The organism is Lentibacillus sp., from assembly GCF_035301925.1.
Lineage (GTDB): Bacteria > Bacillota > Bacilli > Bacillales > Amphibacillaceae > Lentibacillus.
In genome coordinates this window covers 1-25859 of sequence record NZ_DATGTI010000015.1, presented here as the reverse complement: position 1 = coordinate 25859, position 25859 = coordinate 1, and the positions used below count along the sequence as shown (strand labels likewise).

General features: G+C 43.5%; 25 protein-coding genes. 18 read left to right on the top strand and 7 right to left on the bottom strand.

The genetic code is table 11. The features are described 5' to 3' along the window. Both ssb and rpsR read left to right on the top strand, forming a co-directional pair. Positions 1-385 (top strand): single-stranded DNA-binding protein (gene ssb, locus VK080_RS01725; RefSeq protein WP_324223085.1); only part of this gene is annotated, 385 nt, incomplete at its 5' end. A gap of 80 nt (positions 386-465) precedes the next feature. After that, complete coding sequence (gene rpsR, locus VK080_RS01720) at positions 466-693, top strand: 30S ribosomal protein S18 (protein WP_324223084.1); 228 nt, start codon at positions 466-468, stop codon at positions 691-693. A 50-nt stretch (positions 694-743) separates the two neighbouring features. Here the strand turns inward: rpsR and VK080_RS01715 are convergent, their stop codons facing one another. The 4 genes from VK080_RS01715 to VK080_RS01700 are packed head-to-tail and all read right to left on the bottom strand — an operon-like array spanning position 744 to position 3341. Next, complete coding sequence (locus VK080_RS01715; protein ID WP_324223083.1) at positions 744-1361, bottom strand: ATP-binding cassette domain-containing protein; 618 nt, start codon at positions 1359-1361, stop codon at positions 744-746. 14 nt (positions 1362-1375) lie between these two features. Beyond that, on the bottom strand, positions 1376-2053 hold the full coding sequence (gene modB, locus VK080_RS01710; protein ID WP_324223082.1) for a molybdate ABC transporter permease subunit: 678 nt from the start codon (positions 2051-2053) through the stop codon (positions 1376-1378). A 12-nt stretch (positions 2054-2065) separates the two neighbouring features. Further along, positions 2066-2833 (bottom strand): molybdate ABC transporter substrate-binding protein, encoded by a 768-nt coding sequence (modA, locus tag VK080_RS01705; RefSeq protein ID WP_324223081.1) that lies wholly within the window; start codon positions 2831-2833, stop codon positions 2066-2068. Between the two features lie 16 nt (positions 2834-2849). Continuing rightward, positions 2850-3341 carry a hypothetical protein gene (locus VK080_RS01700; RefSeq protein ID WP_324223080.1) on the bottom strand — a complete coding sequence of 164 codons (492 nt, stop codon included), beginning with the start codon at positions 3339-3341 and terminating at the stop codon, positions 2850-2852. 840 nt (positions 3342-4181) lie between these two features. Here VK080_RS01700 and VK080_RS01695 point away from each other — a divergent pair. The 12 genes from VK080_RS01695 (at position 4182) to VK080_RS01640 (ending at position 19646) form a co-directional block, all read left to right on the top strand. Beyond that, on the top strand, positions 4182-5129 hold the full coding sequence (locus VK080_RS01695; protein ID WP_324223079.1) for a YybS family protein: 948 nt from the start codon (positions 4182-4184) through the stop codon (positions 5127-5129). A 27-nt stretch (positions 5130-5156) separates the two neighbouring features. Next, positions 5157-7130, top strand: a complete 1974-nt coding sequence (locus VK080_RS01690; protein WP_324223078.1) for a DHH family phosphoesterase — start codon at positions 5157-5159, stop codon at positions 7128-7130. After that, on the top strand, positions 7127-7573 hold the full coding sequence (rplI, locus tag VK080_RS01685; RefSeq protein ID WP_324223077.1) for a 50S ribosomal protein L9: 447 nt from the start codon (positions 7127-7129) through the stop codon (positions 7571-7573). The genes VK080_RS01690 and rplI overlap by 4 nt, the downstream gene beginning before the upstream one ends. Positions 7574-7630: 57 nt before the next feature. Then, positions 7631-9004, top strand: coding sequence for a replicative DNA helicase (gene dnaB, locus VK080_RS01680; RefSeq protein WP_324223076.1), 1374 nt, complete (start codon positions 7631-7633; stop codon positions 9002-9004). A 364-nt stretch (positions 9005-9368) separates the two neighbouring features. After that, positions 9369-10655 (top strand): adenylosuccinate synthase, encoded by a 1287-nt coding sequence (locus tag VK080_RS01675; protein WP_324223075.1) that lies wholly within the window; start codon positions 9369-9371, stop codon positions 10653-10655. Positions 10656-11026: 371 nt separating this feature from the next. Then, complete coding sequence (locus VK080_RS01670) at positions 11027-12511, top strand: M23 family metallopeptidase (RefSeq protein ID WP_324223074.1); 1485 nt, start codon at positions 11027-11029, stop codon at positions 12509-12511. Between the two features lie 204 nt (positions 12512-12715). Beyond that, positions 12716-13420, top strand: a complete 705-nt coding sequence (gene yycF, locus VK080_RS01665) for a response regulator YycF (protein WP_324223073.1) — start codon at positions 12716-12718, stop codon at positions 13418-13420. Positions 13421-13429: 9 nt separating this feature from the next. Next, positions 13430-15256 carry a cell wall metabolism sensor histidine kinase WalK gene (gene walK / locus VK080_RS01660; RefSeq protein ID WP_324223072.1) on the top strand — a complete coding sequence of 609 codons (1827 nt, stop codon included), beginning with the start codon at positions 13430-13432 and terminating at the stop codon, positions 15254-15256. Continuing rightward, positions 15256-16563, top strand: a complete 1308-nt coding sequence (locus tag VK080_RS01655) for a YycH family regulatory protein (protein WP_324223071.1) — start codon at positions 15256-15258, stop codon at positions 16561-16563. Before walK ends, VK080_RS01655 begins: the two co-directional genes overlap by 1 nt. Positions 16564-16565: 2 nt before the next feature. Beyond that, the gene (locus VK080_RS01650; RefSeq protein WP_324223070.1) at positions 16566-17519 is read left to right on the top strand and encodes a two-component system regulatory protein YycI; all 954 of its coding nucleotides are present in this window, start codon (positions 16566-16568) and stop codon (positions 17517-17519) included. Continuing rightward, positions 17516-18301: an MBL fold metallo-hydrolase gene (locus tag VK080_RS01645; RefSeq protein ID WP_324223069.1), complete on the top strand. Its 786-nt coding sequence runs from the start codon at positions 17516-17518 to the stop codon at positions 18299-18301. Before VK080_RS01650 ends, VK080_RS01645 begins: the two co-directional genes overlap by 4 nt. A gap of 127 nt (positions 18302-18428) precedes the next feature. Then, positions 18429-19646 carry a S1C family serine protease gene (locus VK080_RS01640; protein ID WP_324223068.1) on the top strand — a complete coding sequence of 406 codons (1218 nt, stop codon included), beginning with the start codon at positions 18429-18431 and terminating at the stop codon, positions 19644-19646. 182 nt (positions 19647-19828) lie between these two features. On the opposite strand, the gene VK080_RS01635 is transcribed toward VK080_RS01640, so the two are convergent. Beyond that, complete coding sequence (locus VK080_RS01635) at positions 19829-20203, bottom strand: DoxX family protein (protein ID WP_324223067.1); 375 nt, start codon at positions 20201-20203, stop codon at positions 19829-19831. A gap of 301 nt (positions 20204-20504) precedes the next feature. Between VK080_RS01635 and VK080_RS01630 the strand changes: the two genes are divergently transcribed. Then, positions 20505-20801: a 4a-hydroxytetrahydrobiopterin dehydratase gene (locus VK080_RS01630; protein ID WP_324223066.1), complete on the top strand. Its 297-nt coding sequence runs from the start codon at positions 20505-20507 to the stop codon at positions 20799-20801. 29 nt (positions 20802-20830) lie between these two features. Here the strand turns inward: VK080_RS01630 and VK080_RS01625 are convergent, their stop codons facing one another. After that, complete coding sequence (locus VK080_RS01625; protein WP_324223065.1) at positions 20831-21382, bottom strand: GNAT family protein; 552 nt, start codon at positions 21380-21382, stop codon at positions 20831-20833. Positions 21383-21560: 178 nt separating this feature from the next. On the opposite strand from VK080_RS01625, the gene VK080_RS01620 reads away from it, so the two are divergent. Continuing rightward, positions 21561-22889, top strand: coding sequence for a S8 family peptidase (locus VK080_RS01620; protein WP_324223064.1), 1329 nt, complete (start codon positions 21561-21563; stop codon positions 22887-22889). 186 nt (positions 22890-23075) lie between these two features. After that, positions 23076-24623 carry a D-alanyl-D-alanine carboxypeptidase/D-alanyl-D-alanine endopeptidase gene (gene dacB / locus VK080_RS01615; RefSeq protein ID WP_324223063.1) on the top strand — a complete coding sequence of 516 codons (1548 nt, stop codon included), beginning with the start codon at positions 23076-23078 and terminating at the stop codon, positions 24621-24623. A gap of 275 nt (positions 24624-24898) precedes the next feature. On the opposite strand, the gene VK080_RS01610 is transcribed toward dacB, so the two are convergent. Further along, on the bottom strand, positions 24899-25258 hold the full coding sequence (locus VK080_RS01610) for a Lin0512 family protein (protein ID WP_324223062.1): 360 nt from the start codon (positions 25256-25258) through the stop codon (positions 24899-24901). 155 nt (positions 25259-25413) lie between these two features. On the opposite strand from VK080_RS01610, the gene VK080_RS01605 reads away from it, so the two are divergent. Next, positions 25414-25859, top strand: a 446-nt coding sequence (locus VK080_RS01605) for an O-acetyl-ADP-ribose deacetylase (RefSeq protein WP_324223061.1), incomplete at its 3' end; no start/stop codon positions are given.

The window sequence follows — 25859 nt, the reverse complement described above, 5'->3', positions numbered from 1 at the left end:
TAGGATTGCTATTGACCGTCCATTTTCCAATCAGCAGGGAAACCGGGAAACCGACTTCATTAACTGTGTCGTGTGGCGAAGAGCTGCCGAAAATTTGGCAACCTACATGAAAAAAGGCAGCATGATTGGTGTCGATGGCCGACTGCAGTCACGTTCATTTGAAGGGCGGGATGGAAACACCGTCTATGTAACTGAAGTCGTAGCAGATAGTGTTCAGTTCCTGGAATCAAAAGGGGCTTCACAAAACAGAGATCAGCAATCATCAGGATTCCAGCCAAATCCAAACCTGAGTCAAAATCAGAACCAGCCAAATCAAAATAATGATAATCCATTTAAAGATAATGGAGAGCCGATTGACATTTCAGACGATGATCTTCCATTCTAAAATAAAGGTGTCTGATTGATTTGTGCGTCTGAAACTGTAATTAGCCATACGCACTTATGGAATAAAAGGAGGGTTACAAAATGGCTCGTCGTGGTCGTGCAAAACGTCGGAAAGTATGTTACTTCAAAGCGAATGGCATAACACACATTGATTATAAAGATGTTGATCTTTTGCGGAAATTCATCTCCGAGCGTGGAAAAATCCTTCCTCGCCGTGTAACTGGAACATCTGCAAAATATCAGCGTAAACTGACAAAAGCAATCAAACGTGCCCGTCAAATGGCATTATTGCCATATGTGGCAGACTAAGTATAAAACCCGATTCATACTCCAATTATTAGTATGAGTCGGGTTTTTTACTAAGATACAAATCTTCCTTTGTCGATTCGCAAAATCTGATTGCCGAGTTTTTTCGCTTCAGTCTCATCATGGGTAACCAGAATAATAGGAATGTGCCACGATTCATGAAGCTGCAGTAATTCATGCTGGCATGCAGTCTTTGTATGATGATCCAGCGACGAAAATGGCTCGTCCAGGAGCAGTGCTTCGGGTTTTGTCATCAACGCCCGTATCAGAGCCACACGCTGTTTTTCGCCACCGGAAATTTGATGAGGGTAACTGTCAAGCAAATGGCCGATTCCAATCATATTCACAAGATGATTCAGCAATTGTTCATCCTTCCCCCCGTATCGAATATTTTTTTCAACGGTCATATGTGGGAATAAAGCATAATCCTGAAATAAATACCCGATACGACGCTTGGCTGTAGGAATGGATTTATTGTTGTTGTGATAAAGCTGCCGTCCATTAAGTATGATTTGCCCGGAATCAGGCTGACTGAGACCAGCAATGCAATTAAGTATAGTTGTTTTGCCGGCACCCGACGGACCGAAAAGGACAGCAATTTCGTCATCCACATTTAACTGAACATCAAGCATGAAGGATTTCAAATTTTTCTGTACTTTCACTGAAAGCATGATTTCCCCACCAGTCATTTTTCACTTGTAAACCGTAAAATATTCCGTTCACTCCACCAATTCAACCATAAAATGGCACCCAGACCGATAATCAGTATGCTGATGACCCAGTATAGTGCTTCATCCCGATTACCTGATTCCACGGCAAAATAGATGGCCAGTGGAATGGTTTCAGTCTGATTCGGGATATAGCCGGCAATCATCAAGGTTGCGCCAAATTCGCCCAATGCTCTGGCAAATGTTAAGACCAATCCTGCCAAGAGGCCCGGCCATGCAAGCGGAAAGGATATTGTCCAAAAAACCCGCCACTTGGATGCTCCCATCGTCAGTGCGGCATTTTCAATGTTACGGTCGTATTTTTGAAACGAAGCAGCAGCACTCTGATACATAAGCGGGAAAGCAACGACAATCGCTGCGATAACAGCACCTGTCCATGTAAAGACAACTTGAACATCAAACCAGTCCAAAAGCAACTTTCCGATTGGTCCATTTGCTCCGAATAAATAGAGCAGACCAAAGCCGACAACCGTTGGAGGCAGTACGAGCGGCAGCATTAAAAGTGATTCAAGAATACGTTTCCCCGGGAATCTGCTGCGTGTTATAATTCTGGCTGAAAATACGCCGGTTACAAATACAATAAGTGTTGCAATACCGGCAATTCTTAATGACAATTGCAGCGGTGTGAAGTCCATCTGTCTGCTCCTTTAGTTCGAAAAGCCATTATTCTGTAAAATCGATTGTGCCTTGTCTGTCTGCAAAAACTGAACAAAGGCCTCAGCCTGTTCTTGTGACTTAGTTACTGCTATAACGGCTGCGGGATAATAGATTGGTTCATGCAATTCCTCATCAACCGTCAATACTTCCTTGACCAAATCAGATCGATTCAGATCACTGGCATAAACAATCCCGAAATCCGTATTGCCGGACTCAACGTATGTGAGGGTTTGCTGTGCATTATTTGTGTATACGAGCTGGTCTTTTAATTCTTCCCAAATACCGCTTTCACGCATCGCTTGTTTGGCATAATCCCCCGCTGGTACCGTTTCCGGATTGCCAATTGCAATTTGTCCTATTTCCATATCCGGCAAATCACGCAATTCGCTCGCTGAAAGTGATTTATTACGGCTGGATACCAGAACAAGCCTGTTTCCGATAAAATCAGTTCGTGTATCTGTTAGAAGCATATCATCCTGAGCAAGCCGGTCCATCCATTTTTGATCGGCAGAAAGGAATACATCGACCGGAGCACCTTGCTGAATCTGCTGCGAGAGTTTCCCGGATGCCCCATAATTCAAAGTCAATGTTATGTCTGGGTGCTCTGATTCAAAGGCATTTTTAAGTTCAGAGAGTATTTCGGATAAACTTGATGCTGCAGCTACCAGTAATTTCGTTTCGCTTGCTTCTTCCTGGTTTGAACAGCCTGCAAATAGCAGCGAAATGAGTATCAATAAGACAAATGTGAGATGTCGCATAACCAAGGCTCCACTCCTATTTTCGAGTTTTTCGCTTGGGAAAAACGGTAATGATTTTGATCATGAACAAAAACGTATAAAGGAAAAATAAACCCATTAATATGTCATTGATGGAAACAAAGAATGCAAGAACCGTATATAACAAAAATGGGATGGTTGTTGTATAAGCAACCAGTTTCCATATGATTGAAAACCTGATTTTACGTTTAAGTGATTTGGCGATACCAGTACCGAAATACGCAAACAATGAAATAAGTAAAAATATGATAATGGTCAATGGCAAATAATAAAAAATAAAAAAGTAAATGAGCAGGAAAAACACGTTTATATCTGCACTTGCACCGGTCGTCAATTGAACAGACAACGCTGGAATGGAGACAATCAGCAGTAGGATAAATAGGTAGATGACTGTTATATCCATCCCGATTCGATTCAGCGCAAAGATTGCCTGCTTGTTTGGTAATTTGATACTATTTAAAAACGTCCGCCAAAATATCACACTTTTCATCTCCGGTTACATTATCATAAAATCGTATTGTAACAGAGGCTGTCAAAAAATGAATGGCCTCATTTATGAACACATACCTATAATTAAAATATCATTAATCACACAAATTGACTATGAATATTCTCTGAATTTAAATCATCGACAAATTTCCAGAAATATTTCCCGGGAAATAATGATTTTATCCCGCATGAAATGGTCAATAACCCGCCAGAAAACGGCGGCTAACTGACCTAAAATGCCCGATTCTGCTCGGGCCTTTACCATGCAGGTCACAAAGGCGTTGCAACAGGACAAGGAAAGCTGCGGCAGCGATACATCGCACGAAGAAAAGGTGTTTTTCTTTTTCGGGGACGCCCGAGTACTAAGCCTCTGTTTCCCTTCTTCAGCGGAGAAAATCCTTCCACTGAATGAAGTTTCGCTTTATCATTAATTCTAACACCAATTGCAGCTGAAATCGTGTTATCATATAACAACGAGGTGGTAACCTTATATCAGAGATCATAAGTGTGTGTTCAAAAGGAGTAAAAAAGGACTGGCGGCTAAGTTCATGACGTCCTGTGCGGCGAAGTTCGGGGCAGTTATACCTTTAGATACATGAGCATAAGGGTGCTGCCCTGAATCCGCAGCGAACGCAGCGTACGCAGGAAAGGTGTTTTTCTTTTCCTGAACAGCTGAGAAGCAAGCCAACACGCTTCCAAAGCACGTAGAGACGTCGGTTTGCGCTTGATGAATCGGTAGATAGTCGAAGGTCCACTTTGTGACATGTCATTGATACCTGACTTTTGAACAACCGCATCATCATAACAGTTGCAATAAATTTTATTGAAGAGGGTGCAATCGATGAGCCAATCCAGACAGCTGACAGAGGGAGCATTATTGACAGCCGTATTCATGATACTGATGCTGATTGCGGCCTTTGTCCCTGTTATCACTTTAATTGCTACATTTCTGTTGCCTGTACCATTCATTTTATTTGCTTCCAGGTATGATTGGAAGCCATCGATTGTTATGCTGATTGCTGCTTCCATTCTATCATCATTGCTTACAACCATATTCTCCTTGCCGCTGCCAATATTAATGGGGCTTGGAGGCATTATGGTCGGAAGTGCTATTTACAGGAAACTTTCTGCCTATGAAACACTGGCACGTGGAACCATTGGATTTGTCATTGGATTCGTGTTCATTTTTATTTTTAGCCAATATGTATTTCAGGTCAATTTGGTCAGTGAAATGAACGACCTGATTCAACAGTCCATTACAATGAGTCAGGATGTCATGAATCAATTTGGGGTGGATGAACTGACAGAAGATCAAATGAACATGTTAACTGAGCAATTTGGGATGCTGACAGAACTGCTGCCTGCATTTATCGCAATTGCGGGGTTGCTGCTGGCATTTGTCAGTCAATGGGTGAGTTATAAAGTCATTAACAGGAAAGACCATAAACAGCTGCAGTTCCCGCCGTTCCGGATGCTGCGGCTTCCTGTTTCATTAATATGGATTTACTTTTTTGCGTTGGTCATGACATTTTTCGGTCTCGATCCTGAGGGACTCGTTTTTATGGCCGTCAATAATGTCTTGATGCTAACAGGTATCTTAATGACATTACAGGGTTTCTCATTTATTTTTTATTATGCCTATGTAAAGCAAACGTCGAAAGCATTGCCGATTGCGAGTACTATTTTGACGATATTGATGCCCTTTATCTTCCTTTACCTGGTGCGTCTGTTAGGTATAATTGATATAGGCTTTTCCTTGAGAGATCGCATTTCCAATGATAAAAAGTGAGTGGGAGTTCAGGTAGGAGCTGATGATATGCAAGATTTTCAACGAATGCGAACGTTAAGCAGTCACCTTTGGACAGTTTATTCACTGTCTGTCATACTGCTTGGCTTTATTTGGTACTTTCAATGGGTTATCGGCCTGGTACTGACAGTCGTACTCGGTGCCTCATTGTACTATAGCATACATTCAGAACAAAAAAGACAAAAAGATACGGAAAATTATATCGCAACACTCTCCCACCGGGTGAAACGCGTTGGAGAAGAAGCGCTCCTGGAAATGCCAATCGGAATCATTTTGTTTAATGAAGACTATCACATCGAATGGGCAAACCCATACATGAACCGCTTTGCAGAAAACGACACATTAGTTGGCAACTCACTTAATATGCTTTCGGATGATCTGGTTTCCAGAATTAAAGAGAATGATGATGAAATATGGCTTGACTTGGATGACTATCATTTTCAAGTAACCATCAAAAAGGAAGAACGCCTGCTGTATTTTTCAGATCGTACCGCACAATCTGAAATTCAGTCACGCTATAATGATGAGAAAACGGTTCTTGCTATTATATATCTCGATAACTATGAGGAAATCACACAGAATATGGACGACACACTGAAGAGCCAATTAAACTCAAAAGTCACTTCCATTTTGAACAGCTGGTCCAATGATTATGGCATTTATTTAAAGCGATCATCCCAGGACCGGTTCCTGGCTGTTTTAACGAAGGAAACGCTGGGACAGCTTGAAAAATCCAAGTTCGATATACTGGATGAAGTTCGCGAACTGAACGCTGAGCAGAATATTCCGGTCACTCTAAGTATTGGGATCGGTGTAGGAGACAGCACGCTTCCTGAGCTTGGTGAAATGGCCCAGTCAAGCCTTGATTTAGGACTGGGACGTGGCGGTGATCAAGTCGTCATAAAAGATGATGAGGGTAAAGTCAGGTTCTATGGCGGACGTACAAATCCGATGGAAAAACGCACTAGAGTAAGAGCCCGGGTCATTTCACATGCCCTGAAAGATTTGGTCCAGGGAAGTGACAATGTCATTATTATGGGGCACAAATCACCCGACATGGATTCAATTGGTGCTGCGATAGGCATTTTGAACATTGTTAAAGCCAACAATGTGGAGGGTTATATTGTGCTGGACCCGGATGATATTGATACCAGTGTTTACCGGCTGGTTGACGAATTGAAAAAAGAGGATGAATTATGGCAGCACTTCATTGAACCGGAAGAATCAGAAGCATTAATCACCAGCCGGAGCCTTGTCGTCGTTGTCGATACGCATAAACCAATCATGGTTGCTAACGAAAAGCTTTTAAGCAAAGCAGAATATAAAGTGGTCATTGATCATCACCGTCGTGCTGAGGAATTCATTGATAATCCGACACTTGTTTATATGGAACCCTATGCATCCTCAACAGCAGAACTGGTGACAGAACTGCTGGAATACCAGCCAAATAATTTGAAGTTAAAAATGCTTGAAGCAACAGCATTGCTTGCAGGGATCATTGTTGATACAAAAAGCTTTACCTTGAGGACCGGTTCACGCACATTCGACGCTGCTTCCTATTTGCGGTCAAAAGGTGCTGATACGGTGCTTGTGCAGCGCTTCATGAAAGAGGATCTGGATGTGTATATTAAGCGGAGCAAGTTGATTGAACGTGCAGAAATCTATCATGATACAATTGCCATTACGAAAGGCGAACCCGGTCAAACCTATGGTGGTGTTTTATTAGCGCAGGCAGCTGATACCCTGCTGACGATGAGCGGCATTAGTGCTTCATTTGTTATTTCTGAGCGGGATGATGGGCGGATTGGGGTGAGTGCCCGATCGCTTGGAGATGTGAATGTTCAGGTTATCATGGAAAAAATGAATGGCGGCGGTCACTTAACAAATGCTGCTACCCAAATAGAGGATACAACCGTTGAAGATACAGAAGCACTGCTGAAAGATATATTGGAAGAATATTTTACAGGAGGGGAAACGGAATGAAAGTGATATTCACACAAGATGTTAAAGGAAAAGGTAAAAAGGGTGACGTGAAAAATGTTTCAGATGGTTATGCCCGTAACTATCTGCTGAAAAACAATTTGGCTAAAGAAGCGACGCCGGGCAACTTGAAGGCACTGGAAGCGAAGAAGAAAAAACAGCAGCAGCAAGCTGAAGAAGAGAAAAAAGAAGCAGAACTTCTGAAAAACGAGCTTGCCGATTCGACTGTTGAAATAAAAGCCAAATCAGGTGACGGCGGTCGTTTATTCGGCTCAATCACGTCAAAACATATCGCCGATACCCTCAAAAATGAGCATGGCTATAAAATTGACAAACGAAAAATTGAACTGGATAACCCAATCCGCACACTTGGCTATACGAATGTGCCAGTGAAACTGCACCCGGAAGTTACCGGTACTATTAAAGTTCACGTTGTGGAGAAATAACGAAGGCTGTTTTCTTAAACATGCCGGAATAAACCTCTCCACAAGGGAGGGAAGACAATGAGTGAACTTTGGAATGATCGCACGCCGCCACATAATATCGAAGCCGAGCAGGCTGTGATCGGTGCCATTTTTCTTGAACCCGAAGCATTATCTTCAGCGGCTGAACGTCTTATGCCTGATGACTTTTACCGGGCAAGCCACCAGCGGATATTCGAGACAATGCTAAAGCTGACAGATAAAGGCGAGCCAATTGACCTTGTAACCGTCACAACGTCACTCACCAATGAAAAAAAGTTGGACGAGGTGGGTGGTGTTGCTTATTTGTCGGATTTGGCCGCAAGTGTTCCGACAGCAGCCAATATCGTCTACTATAGTAAGATTGTGGAAGAAAAGGCTTTGCTCCGCCGGCTGATCAGAACTGCAACAGATATTGTGACATCAGGCTTTACCAATGAAGATGATGTCGAAGAAGTACTGAATCAAGCGGAAAAGCGTATTCTTGAAGTATCCAGTCAAAAAAATACCGGAGCTTTCAAACCGATTAAAGATGTGCTGATTGATGTTTATGATAATATTGAACAGCTGCATAATCACGATGGGGATGTAACAGGCATCCCGACAGGCTACCGGGATTTGGACCAAATCACATCCGGTTTCCAGCGCAACGATCTGATCATCATTGCCGCTCGCCCATCAGTGGGTAAAACCGCCTTTGCTTTGAATATCGCTCAAAATGTCGCCATTAATACTGATGAAAATGTGGCGATCTTCAGTCTTGAGATGGGTGCCGATCAGCTTGTTTCCCGTATGCTTTGTGCTGAGGGAAATATTGATGCACAGCGACTCCGTACAGGAAAGCTTGAGGCGGATGACTGGAGTAAACTGACAATGGCCATGGGAAGTTTATCGAATGCCGGGATTTACATTGATGATTCCCCTGGTATCCGTGTTAGCGAGATTCGTTCAAAATGCCGGCGACTCAAGCAGGAACATGGCCTTGGGATGATCCTGATTGATTACTTGCAGCTGATCCAGGGGAGCGGTAATTCCCGGGAGAATAGGCAGCAGGAAGTTTCAGAAATATCTCGAGCCCTTAAAGCACTTGCCCGTGAATTGAATGTGCCGCTGATCGCTTTGTCACAGCTTTCACGTGGTGTGGAAGCACGGCAGGATAAGCGCCCGATGATGTCGGACTTGCGTGAATCGGGAAGTATCGAACAGGATGCCGATATTGTCGGCTTTTTATATCGTGATGACTATTATGATCAAGAATCAGAGAAACAGAACATTATTGAAATTATTATTTCCAAACAACGAAATGGCCCGGTCGGTAATGTTGAACTAGCATTTGTGAAAGAATATAATAAATTCGTCGATCTGGATCACCGTTATACGGGCAGTGATATACCACCAGAGCCAGTACAGGCCTAAAGCGAAACTTCATTCAATGGGGCGCCTTTCCCCTCACGGAAAAAAAGAGGGACAGCGCAACGTCGTGTTGCAACGCCTTTGCGACCTGTATCGTGCAGGCCCGAACAGAATCGGACATTTAGGGGATGTTATTTCCCGTTTTTTGGGGGGGATTACAACCCAATATAATTGTATGTGGAATGAATGAACAGCTTCAAAAATTGAGGCTGTTTTCTTTTTGATCAAAAAGCTGCACATGCAAAACGAACATTATATTATAAAATCAATATATTATTCGTTTTTAATTTTGACATCGCTTGAATTTATTGATAAAATAACGCTGTTCTTAAGTAAAATACAGATGTTATGCATATGGAGGTGCGTTATGTCCTCAGCAGTAGTGGTAGGTACGCAATGGGGCGATGAAGGCAAAGGAAAAATTACGGATTTTTTGTCACAGAATGCCGAAGTTGTGGCTCGTTACCAAGGTGGTAACAACGCGGGGCACACAATTAAAATTGATGACATGACATATAAATTACATTTAATCCCATCCGGAATTTTCTTCGATGATAAAATATGTGTTCTGGGAAATGGGATGGTTATCGATCCGAAAGCATTTACAGATGAAATTAAATATTTGCACGATCGTAATATTTCAACGGATAATCTGCGTATCAGCAATCGGGCACATGTTATTTTGCCATATCATATAAAATTGGACGCCCTTCAGGAAGCGGATAAAGGCAATAATAAAATCGGAACAACGAAAAAAGGAATTGGCCCTGCCTATATGGATAAAGCGGCCAGGAGCGGGATCCGTATTGCGGATTTAATGGATAAAGAAACCTTCCGCATGAAACTTGAGCAAAATTTAAAGGAAAAGAATCGCTTGTTTGAAAAGGTTTATGAAGTGGAACCGATTCAGATTGCGGATATACTTGATGAATATTACGAATACGGGCAGCAGATGGCCGAGTATGTCTGTGACACATCAGTCGTATTAAATGATGCACTCGATGACGGACGCCGTGTATTGTTTGAAGGTGCACAGGGTGTCATGCTCGATATCGACCAGGGGACATATCCATTCGTCACCTCATCCAACCCAATTGCAGGGGGGGTCACTATTGGATCAGGTGTTGGACCATCGAAAATCAATCATGTGGTAGGCGTATCAAAGGCCTATACAACACGTGTCGGCGATGGGCCATTCCCAACCGAGCTGCACGATGACATCGGTGATCAGATCCGAAAGACTGGCAATGAATATGGAACGACAACAGGACGTCCACGCCGAGTCGGCTGGTTTGACAGTGTCGTTGTCCGTCATGCACAGCGGGTAAGTGGTATTACCGATTTATCCGTCAATTCACTGGATGTTTTAACCGGCCTCGAAACTCTGAAAATTTGTGTGGCTTACAAATATAAAGGGGAAATCATCCATGAGTTTCCGGCCAATTTAAATAAACTGGCCGAGTGTGAACCGGTATACGAAGAAATGCCTGGGTGGACTGAAGATATTACGAATGTAAAAAGTATTCATGAACTTCCGGAAAATGCCCGGCATTACTTGGAACGGATTTCACAGCTGACTGAAATTGGCTTGTCGATATTTTCCGTCGGACCGGGCCGCACCCAGACAAACATTGTCAGAAGCGTATACAGCTAATGTTTTCAGACCTCCGTCCAGACGGTCAGGAGGTCTTATTTTTCAGCTTTACGAACCCGCTTCAATGAGCCTCCGTTTCAATACGTCAGGGACCCACTGAATCAAGTTTCATTACAATATCTGTAACACAAATGTAAAAATACAAGAAATTTGCTAAAAAAGCAGCAAAGCAGTCAAAAAGCAGCATTATCCATGCCACTTAACGTAAAAAACTGTAAGCAATTATACAATTACATTACATTTGCTCACCTTCTGTTTTTTCCCGGCAGAAACTATGGTAGATTGATATTTGAGTAATGACAAAGCTTACATAGATCAGACATAAAGATATAGATGAATACAGTTTGAATGGTTATGAGGGGGATACAGTCTTGCTGCAAGGAAATACAAAGACTGCGATCAAAACTTCAGGGTACTTGAGTATGCTGAAAAAAGTCGGAATAACGGCATGCATTGGTCTTTCATTGACGATTACGACAGTGCATGCAGATCAAAACGATACACTGGAAGAAATATACCACGTTTATGTCGATGGTAAACATATCGGAAAAATAGACGATAAAACTGTCATCAAGAATGTGATGGAAAGCAAGATTGAAGAAAGAGAAAAAGATTATGACGGGTTTTCCGTGACAATTGGTGAAGAAGTATCATTCGTCCCGGAACGTGTATTCAGCCCGGCATATAACAATCATAAGGTAAGCAGCCAACTGAGGGATGATTTGTCTGTTAAAGCAGAAGCAGTCGAGCTCAAAATAGCAGACCAATCCGTCGGTTATTTTAAAGACCAAGAGACAGCTGAAGATGTATTAGAAACCTATAAGGCAAAATACATAGATGAAGACATTCTTAAAAATCTCTCAGCAAAGGAGAACAGCAATCCGGAATATAAACAGCAAGCCCTTACAAATGAGGCGCAAAAGGATATATCACTGGACGCAGGCGACGCTGTTGTGACAGACGTGACATTGTCCGAAAATGTTTCTTTTTCCAAGCAAAAAGTCGCCCCGTCGGACGTGTTAACGGAGAAACAAGGGCTAAATATGCTTGAAAAAGGCACGCTGGAAGATAAAGTGCACACCGTTAATAAAGGTGAGGTACTCGGCGATATAGCTGGCAAATATGATTTGACAGTTGATGAGCTTTTGGATTTAAATGATGATTTAAACGAAGATTCAATCCTGCAAATTGGCCAGGAAGTTCATGTAACCGATTATGAGCCATTTGTTGATGTGATTGTTAAAAAAGAAGAATTGAAGGAAGAAACCATTGACTATGATACAAAAGTGATCAAATCAGACGACTTATATAAAGGGGATAAAGAAGTTAAACAAGAAGGCCGGAAAGGTCATAAAGAAGTTCATTATGCCCTTGAAGTGACAAACGGCAATATTACTGATAAAGAAATCGTTGACGAAAAAACAACTAAGGAACCTGTCAAGCAAATTATCGTCAAAGGAACCAAGGTCGTCCCATCACGCGGAACAGGCAGTCTGCATTGGCCGGCTGTCGGTGGTTATGTGTCCAGTCATGTCGGTGAACGCTGGGGGTCCATGCATAAAGGGATGGATATAGCCCAGCCGAGCAATCGCTCCATATTGGATGCAGATAATGGCACAGTCGTCTCCGCCGGTTACGACGGTGGCGGTTATGGCAATAAAATTGTGATCAATCACAACAATGGCATGAAAACGGTGTATGCGCATCTTTCATCCGTTAATGTCAGTCCGGGAGAGACGGTAGAGAAAGGCAGCAAAATCGGCGTGATGGGTGCCACCGGGAATTCAACCGGTGTCCACTTGCACTTTGAAGTATACAAGAATGGTTCACTGAAGGACCCGCAAGATTATCTTTAGTAAAGTATAAATAAGAGGCAAGACTGACTCAATCCGGGGTCAGTCTTTTTTGTGAAGTTGGACGTTTTTTCCGGCTTAAAGGACGCTGACCTTTAATTTTCCCCTTCTAACGAAAGACATTTAAGCAAAAATACGATAGAATAGATAAAGACATATAAATAGTGCGTATTGTCCAGAACAACCTTAAAAAAGGAAGTGACGGTTATGGCTCAACAAATACTCGTTGTTGATGATGAACAGCCAATTGCAGATATTTTAAAATTCAATTTAGAAAAAGAAGGATATGACGTCATCATCGCTTATGATGGCGATGATGCGATAAAGCGGGCTGAAGAGGAAAAACCGGATCTTGTTTTACTTGATATCATGCTGCCCGGTAAAGATGGTAATGAAGTGTGCCGGGAAATCCGCAAGACACAGTCCATGCCGATCATTATGCTGACAGCCAAAGATGCCGAAATTGATAAAGTACTGGGTCTTGAGCTTGGTGCAGATGATTATGTAACTAAGCCGTTCAGCAATCGGGAGGTCATTGCCAGGGTAAAAGCGAACCTGCGCAGGCAGCAGCAAATTCCGGATGACGCTGTGCAAACGACAAAGAATATTGAAATTGGCCGCCTGGTAATTCATCCGGATGCGTATGCCGTGACAAGGGACGGTGTGCAGCTGGATCTAACTCATCGCGAATTTGAATTGCTGCATTATCTTGCCCGTCATATCGGCCAGGTGATGACACGTGAACATTTGCTGGAAACGGTATGGGGCTATGATTACTTCGGTGATGTGCGGACGGTTGACGTGACCATCAGGCGCCTCCGCGAAAAAATTGAGGAAAACCCAAGTAATCCGATGTGGATCGTTACACGAAGGGGCGTCGGTTATTATTTACGTAATCCTGAACAGGAGTAGGTCTGTCTGATGAATAAAGTTGGTTTTTTCCGCTCAATACAACTGAAATTCATCATCATATTCATACTGTTACTGCTTGTGACGATACAGGTTTTCAGCGCCTATTTTGTCCGTGGCCTTGAAAACGAACTCCGTGAAAACTTTGAGGAGTCAATTGAAGCCAGTGTTGACATTTTACAGGTGAACCTGGAACAGGCTTTCAGCAAGGAACGGTCTGATGATGACGACGAGCCAACACTGCAGGATGAAGTACAGAGTATTGTCAGAGTTAATGACACGACAGATATCATGAATATACAGGTTGTCGATATGCAAAGCCGGATTATTGCTTCAAGTGACACGTCGCACAACAGTAATATCAACAAAAAAACGACCGATGATTTTATAAATAATGTCCTGCGTTTCGGGAAAGAAGACAAAGAGAATGCGTACAACCGGGAAAGAAATCGGATTTACAGAAGGACGGTCCCGATTTATGATCATGAACAAACACAGGTCGGGGCTCTTTACATCGAAGCATCACTTGAAGGCGTCTATAATCAGCTGGATGATATTAACCGCATTTTTTTGCAGGGCTCCATTTTAGCGATTACTGTGTCGGCATTTCTGGGAATTCTGGTTGCCAGAACCATTACGAAGCCAATTAAAGAAATGCGCAGACAGGCACAGACAATGGCACGTGAGGACTTTTCCCAGAAGGTTAATGTTTATGGCAGAGATGAAATTGGCCAGCTTGCCGAATCGTTTAATGATTTGAATGCCAAATTAAAACACTCCCGAGCATTAACGGAAGAAGAAAGACGCAAGTTGAGTTCCGTCTTATCCAATATGTCTGACGGGGTCATGGCTACCGACCGTAATGGTTTTATTACACTATTAAACGATGCGGCAGGGATTCTGATCAACCAGTACCCGGAAGAAGCTCAGGGTAAGTTTTTGCTGGACGTCTTACAATTGGATGAGAATTCCGTTGATATCTCGGAGCTGCCTGACAGCGGCTCGATGATCATTGACTTCAGTGATAATGAAGAGGATTATCTGATCCGTGCCAAGTTTTCGACCATTGCAGATGAAGATGGTGATATTACCGGCTTTATTACGGTACTTAGTGATGTGACTGAACAGGAAAAAATTGAACGTGAACGCCGTGAGTTTGTCTCTAATGTCTCACATGAACTGAGGACGCCATTAACAACTATGCGAAGTTATATAGAGGCATTGACAGATGGTGCATGGAAAGATAAAGCTATTGCGCCAAAATTCCTGGCCGTCACGCAAAATGAAACAGATCGGATGATCAGAATGGTGAATGACTTGCTGCAACTTTCCAGAATGGATAACAAAAGTGAATCACTGCAGCAGGAACAGACGGATTTTGTTGACTTTTTTAATCATGTGATTGACCGGTTTGAGATGAATGTATCTGAAAAAATAGAGTTGCACCGCGATCTGCCGAATGAAAAACTGTTTGTTTGGCTCGACAAGGATAAAATGATTCAAGTGCTGGACAATATTATTTCGAATGCGATCAAATACTCTCCGGAAGGCGGTACAATCCGTTTTAAAGCAACCAAACAGAAAGGGCAGCTGCTGATCACTGTTTCAGATCAGGGTCCTGGTATACCGTATGATAAAGTCGATAAGGTATTCGATCGTTTTTACCGGGCTGATAAAGCCAGATCACGAAAACTTGGCGGGACAGGTTTAGGCCTTGCGATTGCCAAAGAAATCATTGAAGCACACCATGGCACTATTTGGGCAAAAAGTAAAGAAGGTAAAGGGACAGCCATTCTCTTTACACTTCCGCTGGTGAATAAGAAGCGGAGGGGTCAATAATGCAGCTTGAAACGGTAAAGACATTTATATTGTGGGTGCTGGTAGGTGTCAGCTTATTGCTTACGTTTGCCCTGTGGAGCTACAGTCCGGAAATGGAAAGACTTACTCAAAATGCCGTGGAGGATAGCACCGACCTTGGCGGGGATGATGAAACGCTTAAAAGTCTAGTCAAACCAACATCGATTATTTTTCAGAATGACGATCATTACTTTGGCTTCAACGATCCGGGTGATCGGGCGTCTCTCTATCAGAATATGCAGGATTGGAGTTTGTATGATTTTCGGACAACAAGCAATAATGGTGTCCCTTCCGAAGATAAACAGGTGGAAGTGATCTTTCCGGACGCCATACCAATGGAGCTGGCAGGCAGTCTGTTCACCTTCAATGATGACGTTCAGATGCCGCAATGGGGGTTTGAACGGCTGTATATCACATTCAACGAGGATTCCAACACGCTGAATGTCATTTTCCTGTCTGAGGACGGAGAGCAGCAGGCCATTGCAGTCGTCAATAACTCCGAAAAATATGCGCAGTTATGGGAATACCTGACAACATTTGAAGGATTAAGTGAATATTTACGGGTGGAAGTGGCCGATAAACCAATCTATATACCAAATAATCAGGTGGACGTCTCCAGCAAGTCGATAGCCGTCAAAACCATCAATTCAGAGCTCATGAAAGAAACACTGTTCACGAATCCGGATATCGTCAGCCGGAATCGGGTAAGTGAAAATGAAATCTATTTTACTGACAATGCCCGTGGTATTATGCGTGTTTATCCAAACAGACGGACGGTCGAATTTCAAAACCCCCTCCAGACAACACCAGAGCGAATGGAGCCGGCAGAATTGGTTGAGCAAAGTAGAGTAAATATAAATGACCATCTCGGCTGGACGGACGAGTATCATTTAATAGATATTCATATCAATGGATCCGCCAATACAGTACGCTATCAAATGTATTATGAGGGGTATCCTGTTTTCGGCAGCAACTATTCTTCCGTCATCGAACAGAAGTACCGTGAATCGGAACTGCAAGAATACAACCGGCCATTATACAGCCTGGCTAACTATTTGGGTGGGGATGAATCGACACTGATGTCAGGCATTAGAGTGATTGAATTGCTCGAAAACAGTTCAACTTACAACATGGATCATGTACAGGATATCAAAATAGGCTATGATTTGACCTATCAAAGTGATGCTGACGCGGTAACATTGGAGCCGGCCTGGTTTATGAACTACAATGGATCCTGGCAGCGTATTGATTTAACTAATATGACATCACAGCAGGAAGGTGGGAGCTGAGGATGCAATGGAAACAAATTAAAACGTTATTTATCCTTTGTTTTCTCATTTTGGACGTCTATTTGCTGCTGATGTTATTTAATCAAACAAGTGAGACGGAATTTGCACTGCCGGATACGTCGGAATCAACGTTCGAACAGCAATTGGAAGCTGAGGATATCAGCATCAGTGCTGATTTACCGGCTGCAAATGCCAGTGAATCCTATTTATATTTGAATCAAAAGTCGTTTACGGATGAAGACCTTGCATTTTTTGACAATGTAGATAATCAAACGTCAGAAGTTATCAACGGCAACTTCATCTTATCTGTTTTTGAAGATCCTGTATCCATACCCAAAGACGCGGACAGCAAGTTAATAAATGATATTGTGAAGGGCAATATTCCACTGTCTACTCAATATACGTTTGGCAGCTGGAATAGCGAGATGAATGTACTTCTCTTTTTCCAGCAAAAAAATGACCTTCCCATTTATTATAATCAAAATGGGATTGTACTTGTTTACTTGAATAATGACAATGAAATGATTTTTTATACACAGACGATGCTTGAGGATAGTCAACCACCTTCAGAAGAGCAGACAGAAGAGCAGACGTCAATCGAGCCAATCGAGCCAATGACGGCTATTCGGGCTTTATTTGATGGCAACAGACTTGAAAATGGCGATGAGATCACGGATGTAAATATGGGATTGCATACAAGGTTTCCGCTGGAGAGCGAGCAGGTCTTTTCACCGACTTGGACGATAACGGTAAATGAAAAGCAAAATTTCCATGTAAATGCGCTTGAGAACCTGATCGTTTCCAGTAATGAACGGACGTTTTTAACAGGTGCGATCACATCCACGATTGAAAAAATCCAAAACCTTGATGATGATAATGAGATGAAGGGTTTTGTGTTACCCCACCTTAATGAATTATTATCTGCTAATCAGCAATCGGAGAGTGAGATTGAATGACATTACGTTTTAGTGTATTGGCATCAGGCAGTACCGGTAATGCGTTTTATATTGAGTCTGACAACCAAAAATTGCTGGTTGATGCCGGCTTAAGCGGGAAGCAAATGGACAGGCTGTTCAGGGAAGTGGCAGTTGATCCGTTAGGTCTGGACGGTATTTTGGTAACGCATGAGCACAGTGATCATATTAAAGGCCTCGGCATAATCGCCCGGAAATATAATCTGCCGATCTATGCCAATGACAAAACGTGGCAAGCGATGGAAAATTCGATTGGTACGATATCCCTTGATCAGAAATTTCACTTTGGCATGGAGGAAGTGCAAACATTCGGTGATATTGATGTGGAATCATTTGGTGTGTCCCATGATGCTGCCGAACCAATGTTTTTCACGTTCCGGAATGACGGAAAAAAAGTGGCCCTTGTAACCGATTTGGGTTATGTATCAGAGCGGATTAAGCGGACCGTGGAAGATGCAGATGCCTACATATTTGAAGCAAACCATGATGTCGGCATGCTGCGGATGGGCCGTTATCCGTGGAACGTTAAGCGGCGTATTTTGAGTGATTCCGGCCATGTTTCCAATGAAGATTGCGGCCTGGCTCTGAGTGACTTGATAACAAATCGGACGAAACGGATTTATTTGGCCCATTTAAGCCAGGATAACAATATGAAGGATTTAGCGCGTATGTCTGTTGATAATATTTTAAAAGAGCGCGGCATCACACTCGATATTTGTGACACAGATCCGAAAACACCAACAGCATTATATGAAGTCGGATAATATTTTTCCCATTTGTGTAATACTATAATGTGATTGTTTTTATAGTTGTTTAAAAAGGAGGGTGTGTCATTGTTACCGGACTTTTTAAACAACCTCTTATATCCTTTGGTTAAAAGGAGACATTAAAATGGGCTACTTTGATGATGACCAGCAGGAAGGTCATAAAAGACGTCACTGGATAGGACCCGGCCTTATTGGTATTGTTATTGGCATAGCTGTTGTTCTGATCGCACTCCCGGGTATATTGGAATCCGATATGCTGCCGGAAGCATGGACAGGAAATGACGAAACAGCACAGAACGGGACAAATGACAGTGATTTACGTCCTGAGTCAACCGGTTATGTGTCAGTCAATGTATCCTCCCAGGTAACGGATGTGGTGGATGCGGTTTCCCCTGCTGTCGTAGGTGTCATCAATATTCAGCAGCAAGGCGATTTCTGGCAGCAGCAGGGAGGGGAGCAGCAAACTGAAGCCGGTTCAGGATCCGGTGTCATTTATAAAAATACGGGTGGCAGCGCCTATGTTATCACCAACCATCATGTTATTCAGGGTGCAGATACGGTTGAAGTGGTGCTTTCGGATGATACACGGATTGAAGCGGATATTCTTGGCAGTGATTTGTTTTCTGATTTAGCTGTGCTTCAGATGAATGGTGATCAGGTACAGCAGACCATTGAAATGGGAACGTCGGAAAATCTGAATGTTGGTGAGCCGGCTATTGCCATCGGTAATCCATTGGGCATGTTTTTAGGTTCTGTCACGCAAGGTGTCATCAGCGGAACACAGCGGACGATTCCCCAGGATTTTAACCAGGATGGCCGTGCTGACTGGCAAGCTGAAGTTATTCAGACGGATGCAGCCATCAATCCCGGAAATAGTGGTGGTGCCCTGATTAATATCGACGGACAGCTGATCGGCATCAATTCGATGAAGATCAACCAAGAGGCAGTGGAGGGGATCGGTTTTGCCATTCCGATTGACGTGGCAAGGCCAATTGTGGATGAACTTGAGCAGACAGGGCAAGTGAAGCGACCATATATGGGTGTTGAAATTTACTCGCTTGAAGAAGTGCCGCAGACGGAATGGCATAACACACTGAATCTTCCAGATAAGGTAGAAGGCGGTGTCTATGTCTGGCGTGTTGAACCCGGCACCCCGGCAGACAGAGCAGGCATTAGTCGGCTTGATGTCATTACAGAGGTAGATGGTGAACAAGTCATGAATATGATTGATTTACGTAAGATTTTATACCAGGAAAAAGAAGTTGGTGATTCGCTGACGGTCACCTATTATCGGGACGGCGAGCAGCAGGAAGCGACATTTGAGCTGGTTGAACAAAGGTAAAAGCTATCCTTTCATGAGAGGATAGCTTTTTGTTACGCAATTTAAGCTGTATTGTCAGTGTTATCCACAGCATGTGAATAAAATGTAGATAACATCTATATCTTGTGTAGAACACAAATTCTGTAACGAAATAATTACGAACATTTGTGCATATGTGGATAACTTTGTGGATAGCTGTACAGTTATAGCTGTTTACCCGGTCTCTGCTGCCACAGGAGAATCAACAAAATGAGCATGACAATATCAAGCCGTGCATCAAAGGCAAATTGCAGCAATCCCTGGTTCATCAATATCGGCAGTTTCGTCAGGTAAAGAGCCCCAAGTATAATTAGAATAAGCGGCGGGACCGCCTGTTTCACATATAATTGTGCCAATATGAATGCACTGCAGGCGATTTCCGTTATGGCAACGAGAAACAACAATGTGTCCGGAAAAGGCAGTCCAAGGTTGATAAATGTTGTTTGAAAATCGCTGGAAACGAGCTTGAGAATGCCCGATGTTAAAAATACATAACCGATCGCATAGCAAATCCACTTCGGCATATCCATTAACCGCATCGGAGAACACCTCCATCATTATTGATATCTCATACATATGCAAGAACCCGGACAACCTTGACAACCTTTTGATGAACGTGTCTTTTCCGACTGCTGTTCAGGAATTTACCTGCCAACTGTTGTTCATTCATGCTCAACCCACCATACATATTAGAGGATCGGATTTATTCAGAAGTTATCCCCAGAATTATGTGGATGGTTTGTGGATAGAATGTTGATTTGCTGTATCCACGATTAAAATTTGTTAAACTATGGGAAACAGTAAGTTGCGTACAGAGATTAAAGAATGGAGGCGAAAAAAATGGAACGTTTGAGCGAAGAACAAATTGAAAAAGAACTGGAAAAACTGCCAGACTGGAAACGGCTTGATGAAAAGTGGATCGGACGGCGTTATCGTTTTAAGGACTTTTTGAATGGTGTCCGTTTTGTCGATAAGGTTGCCGAATACGCCGAAAGCAAAAATCACCATCCATTCATATCTATTGATTATAAAATCGTCACGATGAAAATATCGTCGTGGCAAATGAAAGGTTTGACCGATCTGGATTTTGAAATGGTCAACCATTTTGATGAACTCTATGAAAAGGGAGCGAAATAGAAAAATGCGGGCGTCAATATGCCCGCATTTTAGCGTTCTTTAGCTTTCCACTCATGTGCCAGCATGCCATAGACGACATGGTCAACATAGTGGTTATACAGCCACTCGGCCTGCCGGATTTGCCCTTCTTTTACAAAACCGAGACGTTCCGGGATCGCCCGGCTTTTTTGGTTGGCATAGGCAGCACGGATTTCAATCCGGTTAAGCTTTAAAGAATAAATAGCATAATCAATCAGTCCGCTGACAGCACGTGTCATGATCCCTTTGCCCTCATATTTGCTGCCAAGCCAGTATCCAATCGAACCGATGTTGTTCGTCCAATCAAATTGATTGAAACTCACAACACCGGTCAGCTCCCCATGATACAAAATCCCCGTGGTGAGACCCTTTTTGTCAGCAAACTGCTTCAGGCCGGATTCGATGAATGACTTGGAGTCTTCGGTTGTTTTGGTGTGGTCAACCCATGAAAGCCACTTCCTTAGTGTATCCCTTGATTCATCCGTGAGACGAAATAAAGGAGCCGCATCGTGGATTTCCAGATGTTTAAGTGCAATGTCATCATCAATTTCAAATAAAAACATATTATGCGCCTCCCTTAAATTAAAGTTGAAAATTATTTTACCACATTTGCCGCACTTATCAAACGGTACTTTTGATTTTTCATAAATATTTGATTAGCCTGTTTCTTGCGGGAATGTGCGTGTACCGTTGCTGTATCACCAACCTTTCATACACATAATTGTGAAAGGTGGTGGCAGAATGTTTGGCTATTCAATGGTTCAAACGATACGTGTCCATGCAGACAGAATGGATAAAGAGCTGCGAGGTGAAATACTAAATTTATATAAACCATTTAAATGGACGCCCTGTTTTTTGCATAAAATACTGGAGGCCTCACTTAAACGGCTCAGGAAACTATCACTGATTATAGAGTTTGAGGATGGCAGTCATCATACTGGCTGCAGCGAAGTCAGGAAAGTGACCGACAGAGGTGCGCGGCATAAATTCCGGTGCGAGTTTCCGCGGATCGCCTGCTGCAGTGTTGATGTCACACCAAAAGGACTTGAAGATCTGTTATCAAGTTGTCATCATATTAAACGGATTTATAAAAACAGGGAAGTTCAAGCTCTATTGGATGTAGCAACAGATGCAATTAATGCCCGGGATGTTGTTTATAACAATACGGAACTCTCGGGAAAAGGTGTCTCGATTGCTGTAATTGATACCGGCATTCACCCGCATCAGGATTTGTCTGGCAGGATTAAAGCTTTTGCTGATTTCGTAAATGACCGGACAGATCCGTACGATGATAATGGACATGGCACCCATTGTGCAGGTGACGCGGCGGGAGACGGAACCGCCTCTTCGTCAAAATATCGGGCACCTGCGCATAAAGCGGATCTGGTTGGTGTTAAGGTTTTGAATAGAATGGGGTCCGGTTCACTGGAAACTGTCATGCAAGGGGTCGAATGGTGTATCCAATACAATGAAGACCATCCGGATGACCCGATAGATATCATCAGCATGTCGCTTGGCAGTGAAGCGGGTTCTTACAACAATGAAGATGATGATCCCATGGTCAAGGTTGTTGAGAAGGCATGGGATGCGGGGATTGTCATGTGTGTTGCCGCCGGAAATTCAGGGCCTGAGCCACAGACAATTGCCAGCCCCGGTGTCAGTGATAAGGTGATTACGGTTGGTGCGCTTGATGACAAAGATACAGCAGAAACTCGGGAAGATGACACGGTTGCTGAATTTTCCGGAAGAGGCCCGACGGTATATGGTGAGGTAAAACCGGATATACTGGCGCCGGGCGTCAATATTGTGTCTCTTCGTGCCCCCAATTCGTTCCTGGATAAATTACAGAAAGACAGTCGTGTCGAGAATGATTATTTCATGTTGTCAGGCACGTCAATGGCAACGCCGATCTGTGCGGGAACCGTTGCCTTAATGAAGCAGGCTTTTCCGAATGCCTCCCCGGATGGATTGAAAAACCGTTTGAAAAATGGTGCCGATCTCTGGACAGAAAAGGATCCGAACGTTTACGGTGCGGGTTATTTAAATGTGGAGAATACAATCAACGATTAATAACTGGCAGGTTGCGGCCTGCCTTTTTTTATGTTCATCTAATCTGGTCGGTTTCTCCTGGCGATTATGGACTAATTTCGCCTGTCTGTATAGTTTAAAAGAATGATTTTTACAAAAATTCAACAAACTACTATGATATTTTATTATAATGAAAATATTCCAAATAATAAGGTGTGTGAAGAAAAAATGATTGTGACGCGTTACGGGAAGAAATGGTTTCTCCTTTTCCTGCTGGCAATGCTCATTTTCCTTCCGTTTGCCAGCCAGGAGCAATCGTTTGTATCAGCATCCAAAGAAATGGCAGAAAGACCGGATAAAACGGAACAGCTTCAAGTGGCGGGCGAAGATGAGGGTTTGGCGGACAAGCTTGATGAGATTCTCAGCCACAGCAGTCTGGACGGAACAAGTGTGAGTGTCAGTGTCCGTAATTCTGAGAATGGGGAACTGTTGTATGAACGCAATGGTGATCAGCGGCTTCATCCAGCTTCAAACATGAAATTGCTCTCAGGTGCAGCAGCCATGGAGACATTGGGGGAGGACTACCAATTTACAACCGAGGTGCTTACGGACGGCAATGTACGCGGGAGAGTCCTTCATGGTGATTTGTATCTGAAAGGTAAAGGTGATCCGACTTTAATGAAAGAAGATCTCGATCAATTTGCTGCTGAACTGAAGGACATGGGTATTAAAAATATTAAAGGCGACTTAATTGGTGATGATACCTGGTATGACGATGTGCGCCTGTCACTCGATCTCAACTGGTCGGACGAGCCGTATTACACGGGAGCCCAGGTATCAGCTTTAACATTATCACCGAATGAAGACTATGATGCGGGCACCGTTATTGTTGAAGCACATCCGGGGGATAACACCGGCGACGAGGCAGAAATTACAGTCACTCCGGCAACGGATTACGTTACAATCGTAAATAAAACGGAAACAGTTCCCGCTGGAGAAAACAAGGATATTTCCATTGAGCGGGAGCACGGATCAAATGACATCGTCGTTGAAGGCACGATCCCAGAAGACGGTACACGGTCCAGATCATGGGTGTCCGTATGGGAGCCGACCGGATATGCTGTCGATGTGTTTAAGAAATCACTTGAAGAACACGGCCTGAAATTCATCGGCAACAGTGGTGATGTCAAAACTGGCGAGACACCAGAAAATGCGAATGTGCTTGCATCAAGGAAATCCATGCCGCTGGAAGAACTGTACATCCCATTCATGAAGCTGAGTAACAACGGTCACGGTGAAATCCTGACAAAAGAAATGGGCAGAGTGGTTCATGATGAGGGAAGTTGGGATGCCGGCATTGATGTGATTGAGGATTTCATCACGGAATTGGGTCTGGATTCTGACACCATTCTTTTGCGTGACGGCTCGGGCATGTCGCACAAAAACATGATTCCGGCGAACGAACTGTCGAAACTTTTGACAGCTGTTAAAGATAAAAGCTGGTTCACGGCATTTGAAAATTCCCTGCCTGTCGCGGGTGCCTCGGAGCGCTTCGTTGGGGGAACACTCCGCTACCGGATGACAGAGGAGCCGGCACAAGGCAATGTGGTTGCCAAGACCGGGTCGTTGACAGGGGTTTCAGCGCTTTCCGGCTATGTCACATCCCAGGACGGCGAAGAGCTGGTATTTTCCATAATGCTGAACAACTATTTGGGCAGCTCGGATACAGAAATTGAGGATTCGATTGCCACGACATTAGCTGAGCATGCGCTTTAGCAGAGATATGGAGGGATTCCGGGCTTCGGGGTCCCTCTATATTTTTACAACTGTTCTTCTATCCCCCTGGAGTCCTTCTCACCCTTATAATCGAAATGAACTCGAAAAAAGGGGCATCTTCTACTCAAAAAAATAAAATTATTTTTCGAACCCATCCCACCAAAAGGTCATTTGTTACGATTATAGTTACACACAGGAATTATTTCTGAAAAAATAATTCCTGTAAATGCAGAAAACCCTTCGAGAAGAAGGTTTCAGGTGGGACTATCAATCTTTTAATAACCGACTTCAACTGCAGCATTTACAATATACATCAAATCATTTTCGTCATCTTTGCCTTCCAGCATGATACCGCTTGAAGTTGCCATACCGCCATCTGTAACATCAACAGTAACCGAACCATACGGAATACTGGCCTTCACTTGATCCACGTCCAATTGGCCGCGGTCGAGTGGAACAGCCAGACGGACATTCACCTGCATGTTTTCCATCTTTTCATTTGGGAGGCTTTTTTCAATCCCGGGCATGGAGTTTGCAAAAATGGCATTTTCAACAGCACGTTCCGAAGCCTTCGTGATGTTTTGACCATGAACATCAATTCCGCTTCCTGTCTGGATGAAGAGAATTTGTTCCATTAGGTGGGATGCTCCTTTGTCATGAAAGTTTCTTATACTTCTTTTCCCACACGGCCAACCCCTAAAACATTTATAACAAAAACCAGGGTTTGTCCTGAGTTGCAAAAGCCCGCCACATGTTCGAAAATGAAAGCAAAATGGGAAAGGGTGGTAGCATGAAAACCGAAATCAACGGCAACACGCTCGAACTGTTGACTGGTGATATAACCAAGCTGGAGACGGACGCCATTGTCAATGCAGCAAATGGAACACTTATGGGCGGCGGTGGTGTTGATGGTGCCATTCATCGAGCAGCAGGCAAAGAACTGCTGGAAGAATGCAAACGCGTGCGGGAAGAGCAGCTTAATGGCGAAAAGTTGCCGACCGGCGAGGCTGTGATCACAAGTGGCTACAACCTGCCGGCCAAATACGTGATTCATACAGTCGGTCCGGTCTGGAATGAACGTGACAACAACCAGGATGAACAACTCGCCAAATGTTATTGGAATTCCCTCGACCTTGCTATGGAAAAGCAGGCGATCAGCATCGCCTTCCCGTCAATTTCGACGGGTGTGTATAGCTTCCCGGTTGATTTGGCAGCCGAAACAGCTCTAAAGACAAT

Coding starts and splice junctions, on each gene's coding strand:
- rpsR (WP_324223084.1), top strand. CDS start 466: ATGGCTCGTCGTGGTCGTGCAAAACGTCGGAAAGTATGTTACTTCAAA.
- VK080_RS01715 (WP_324223083.1), bottom strand. CDS start 1,361: ATGCTTTCAGTGAAAGTACAGAAAAATTTGAAATCCTTCATGCTTGAT.
- modB (WP_324223082.1), bottom strand. CDS start 2,053: ATGGACTTCACACCGCTGCAATTGTCATTAAGAATTGCCGGTATTGCA.
- modA (WP_324223081.1), bottom strand. CDS start 2,833: ATGCGACATCTCACATTTGTCTTATTGATACTCATTTCGCTGCTATTT.
- VK080_RS01700 (WP_324223080.1), bottom strand. CDS start 3,341: ATGAAAAGTGTGATATTTTGGCGGACGTTTTTAAATAGTATCAAATTA.
- VK080_RS01695 (WP_324223079.1), top strand. CDS start 4,182: ATGAGCCAATCCAGACAGCTGACAGAGGGAGCATTATTGACAGCCGTA.
- VK080_RS01690 (WP_324223078.1), top strand. CDS start 5,157: ATGCAAGATTTTCAACGAATGCGAACGTTAAGCAGTCACCTTTGGACA.
- rplI (WP_324223077.1), top strand. CDS start 7,127: ATGAAAGTGATATTCACACAAGATGTTAAAGGAAAAGGTAAAAAGGGT.
- dnaB (WP_324223076.1), top strand. CDS start 7,631: ATGAGTGAACTTTGGAATGATCGCACGCCGCCACATAATATCGAAGCC.
- VK080_RS01675 (WP_324223075.1), top strand. CDS start 9,369: ATGTCCTCAGCAGTAGTGGTAGGTACGCAATGGGGCGATGAAGGCAAA.
- yycF (WP_324223073.1), top strand. CDS start 12,716: ATGGCTCAACAAATACTCGTTGTTGATGATGAACAGCCAATTGCAGAT.
- walK (WP_324223072.1), top strand. CDS start 13,430: ATGAATAAAGTTGGTTTTTTCCGCTCAATACAACTGAAATTCATCATC.
- VK080_RS01655 (WP_324223071.1), top strand. CDS start 15,256: ATGCAGCTTGAAACGGTAAAGACATTTATATTGTGGGTGCTGGTAGGT.
- VK080_RS01650 (WP_324223070.1), top strand. CDS start 16,566: ATGCAATGGAAACAAATTAAAACGTTATTTATCCTTTGTTTTCTCATT.
- VK080_RS01645 (WP_324223069.1), top strand. CDS start 17,516: ATGACATTACGTTTTAGTGTATTGGCATCAGGCAGTACCGGTAATGCG.
- VK080_RS01640 (WP_324223068.1), top strand. CDS start 18,429: ATGGGCTACTTTGATGATGACCAGCAGGAAGGTCATAAAAGACGTCAC.
- VK080_RS01635 (WP_324223067.1), bottom strand. CDS start 20,203: ATGCGGTTAATGGATATGCCGAAGTGGATTTGCTATGCGATCGGTTAT.
- VK080_RS01630 (WP_324223066.1), top strand. CDS start 20,505: ATGGAACGTTTGAGCGAAGAACAAATTGAAAAAGAACTGGAAAAACTG.
- VK080_RS01625 (WP_324223065.1), bottom strand. CDS start 21,382: ATGTTTTTATTTGAAATTGATGATGACATTGCACTTAAACATCTGGAA.
- VK080_RS01620 (WP_324223064.1), top strand. CDS start 21,561: ATGTTTGGCTATTCAATGGTTCAAACGATACGTGTCCATGCAGACAGA.
- dacB (WP_324223063.1), top strand. CDS start 23,076: ATGATTGTGACGCGTTACGGGAAGAAATGGTTTCTCCTTTTCCTGCTG.
- VK080_RS01610 (WP_324223062.1), bottom strand. CDS start 25,258: ATGGAACAAATTCTCTTCATCCAGACAGGAAGCGGAATTGATGTTCAT.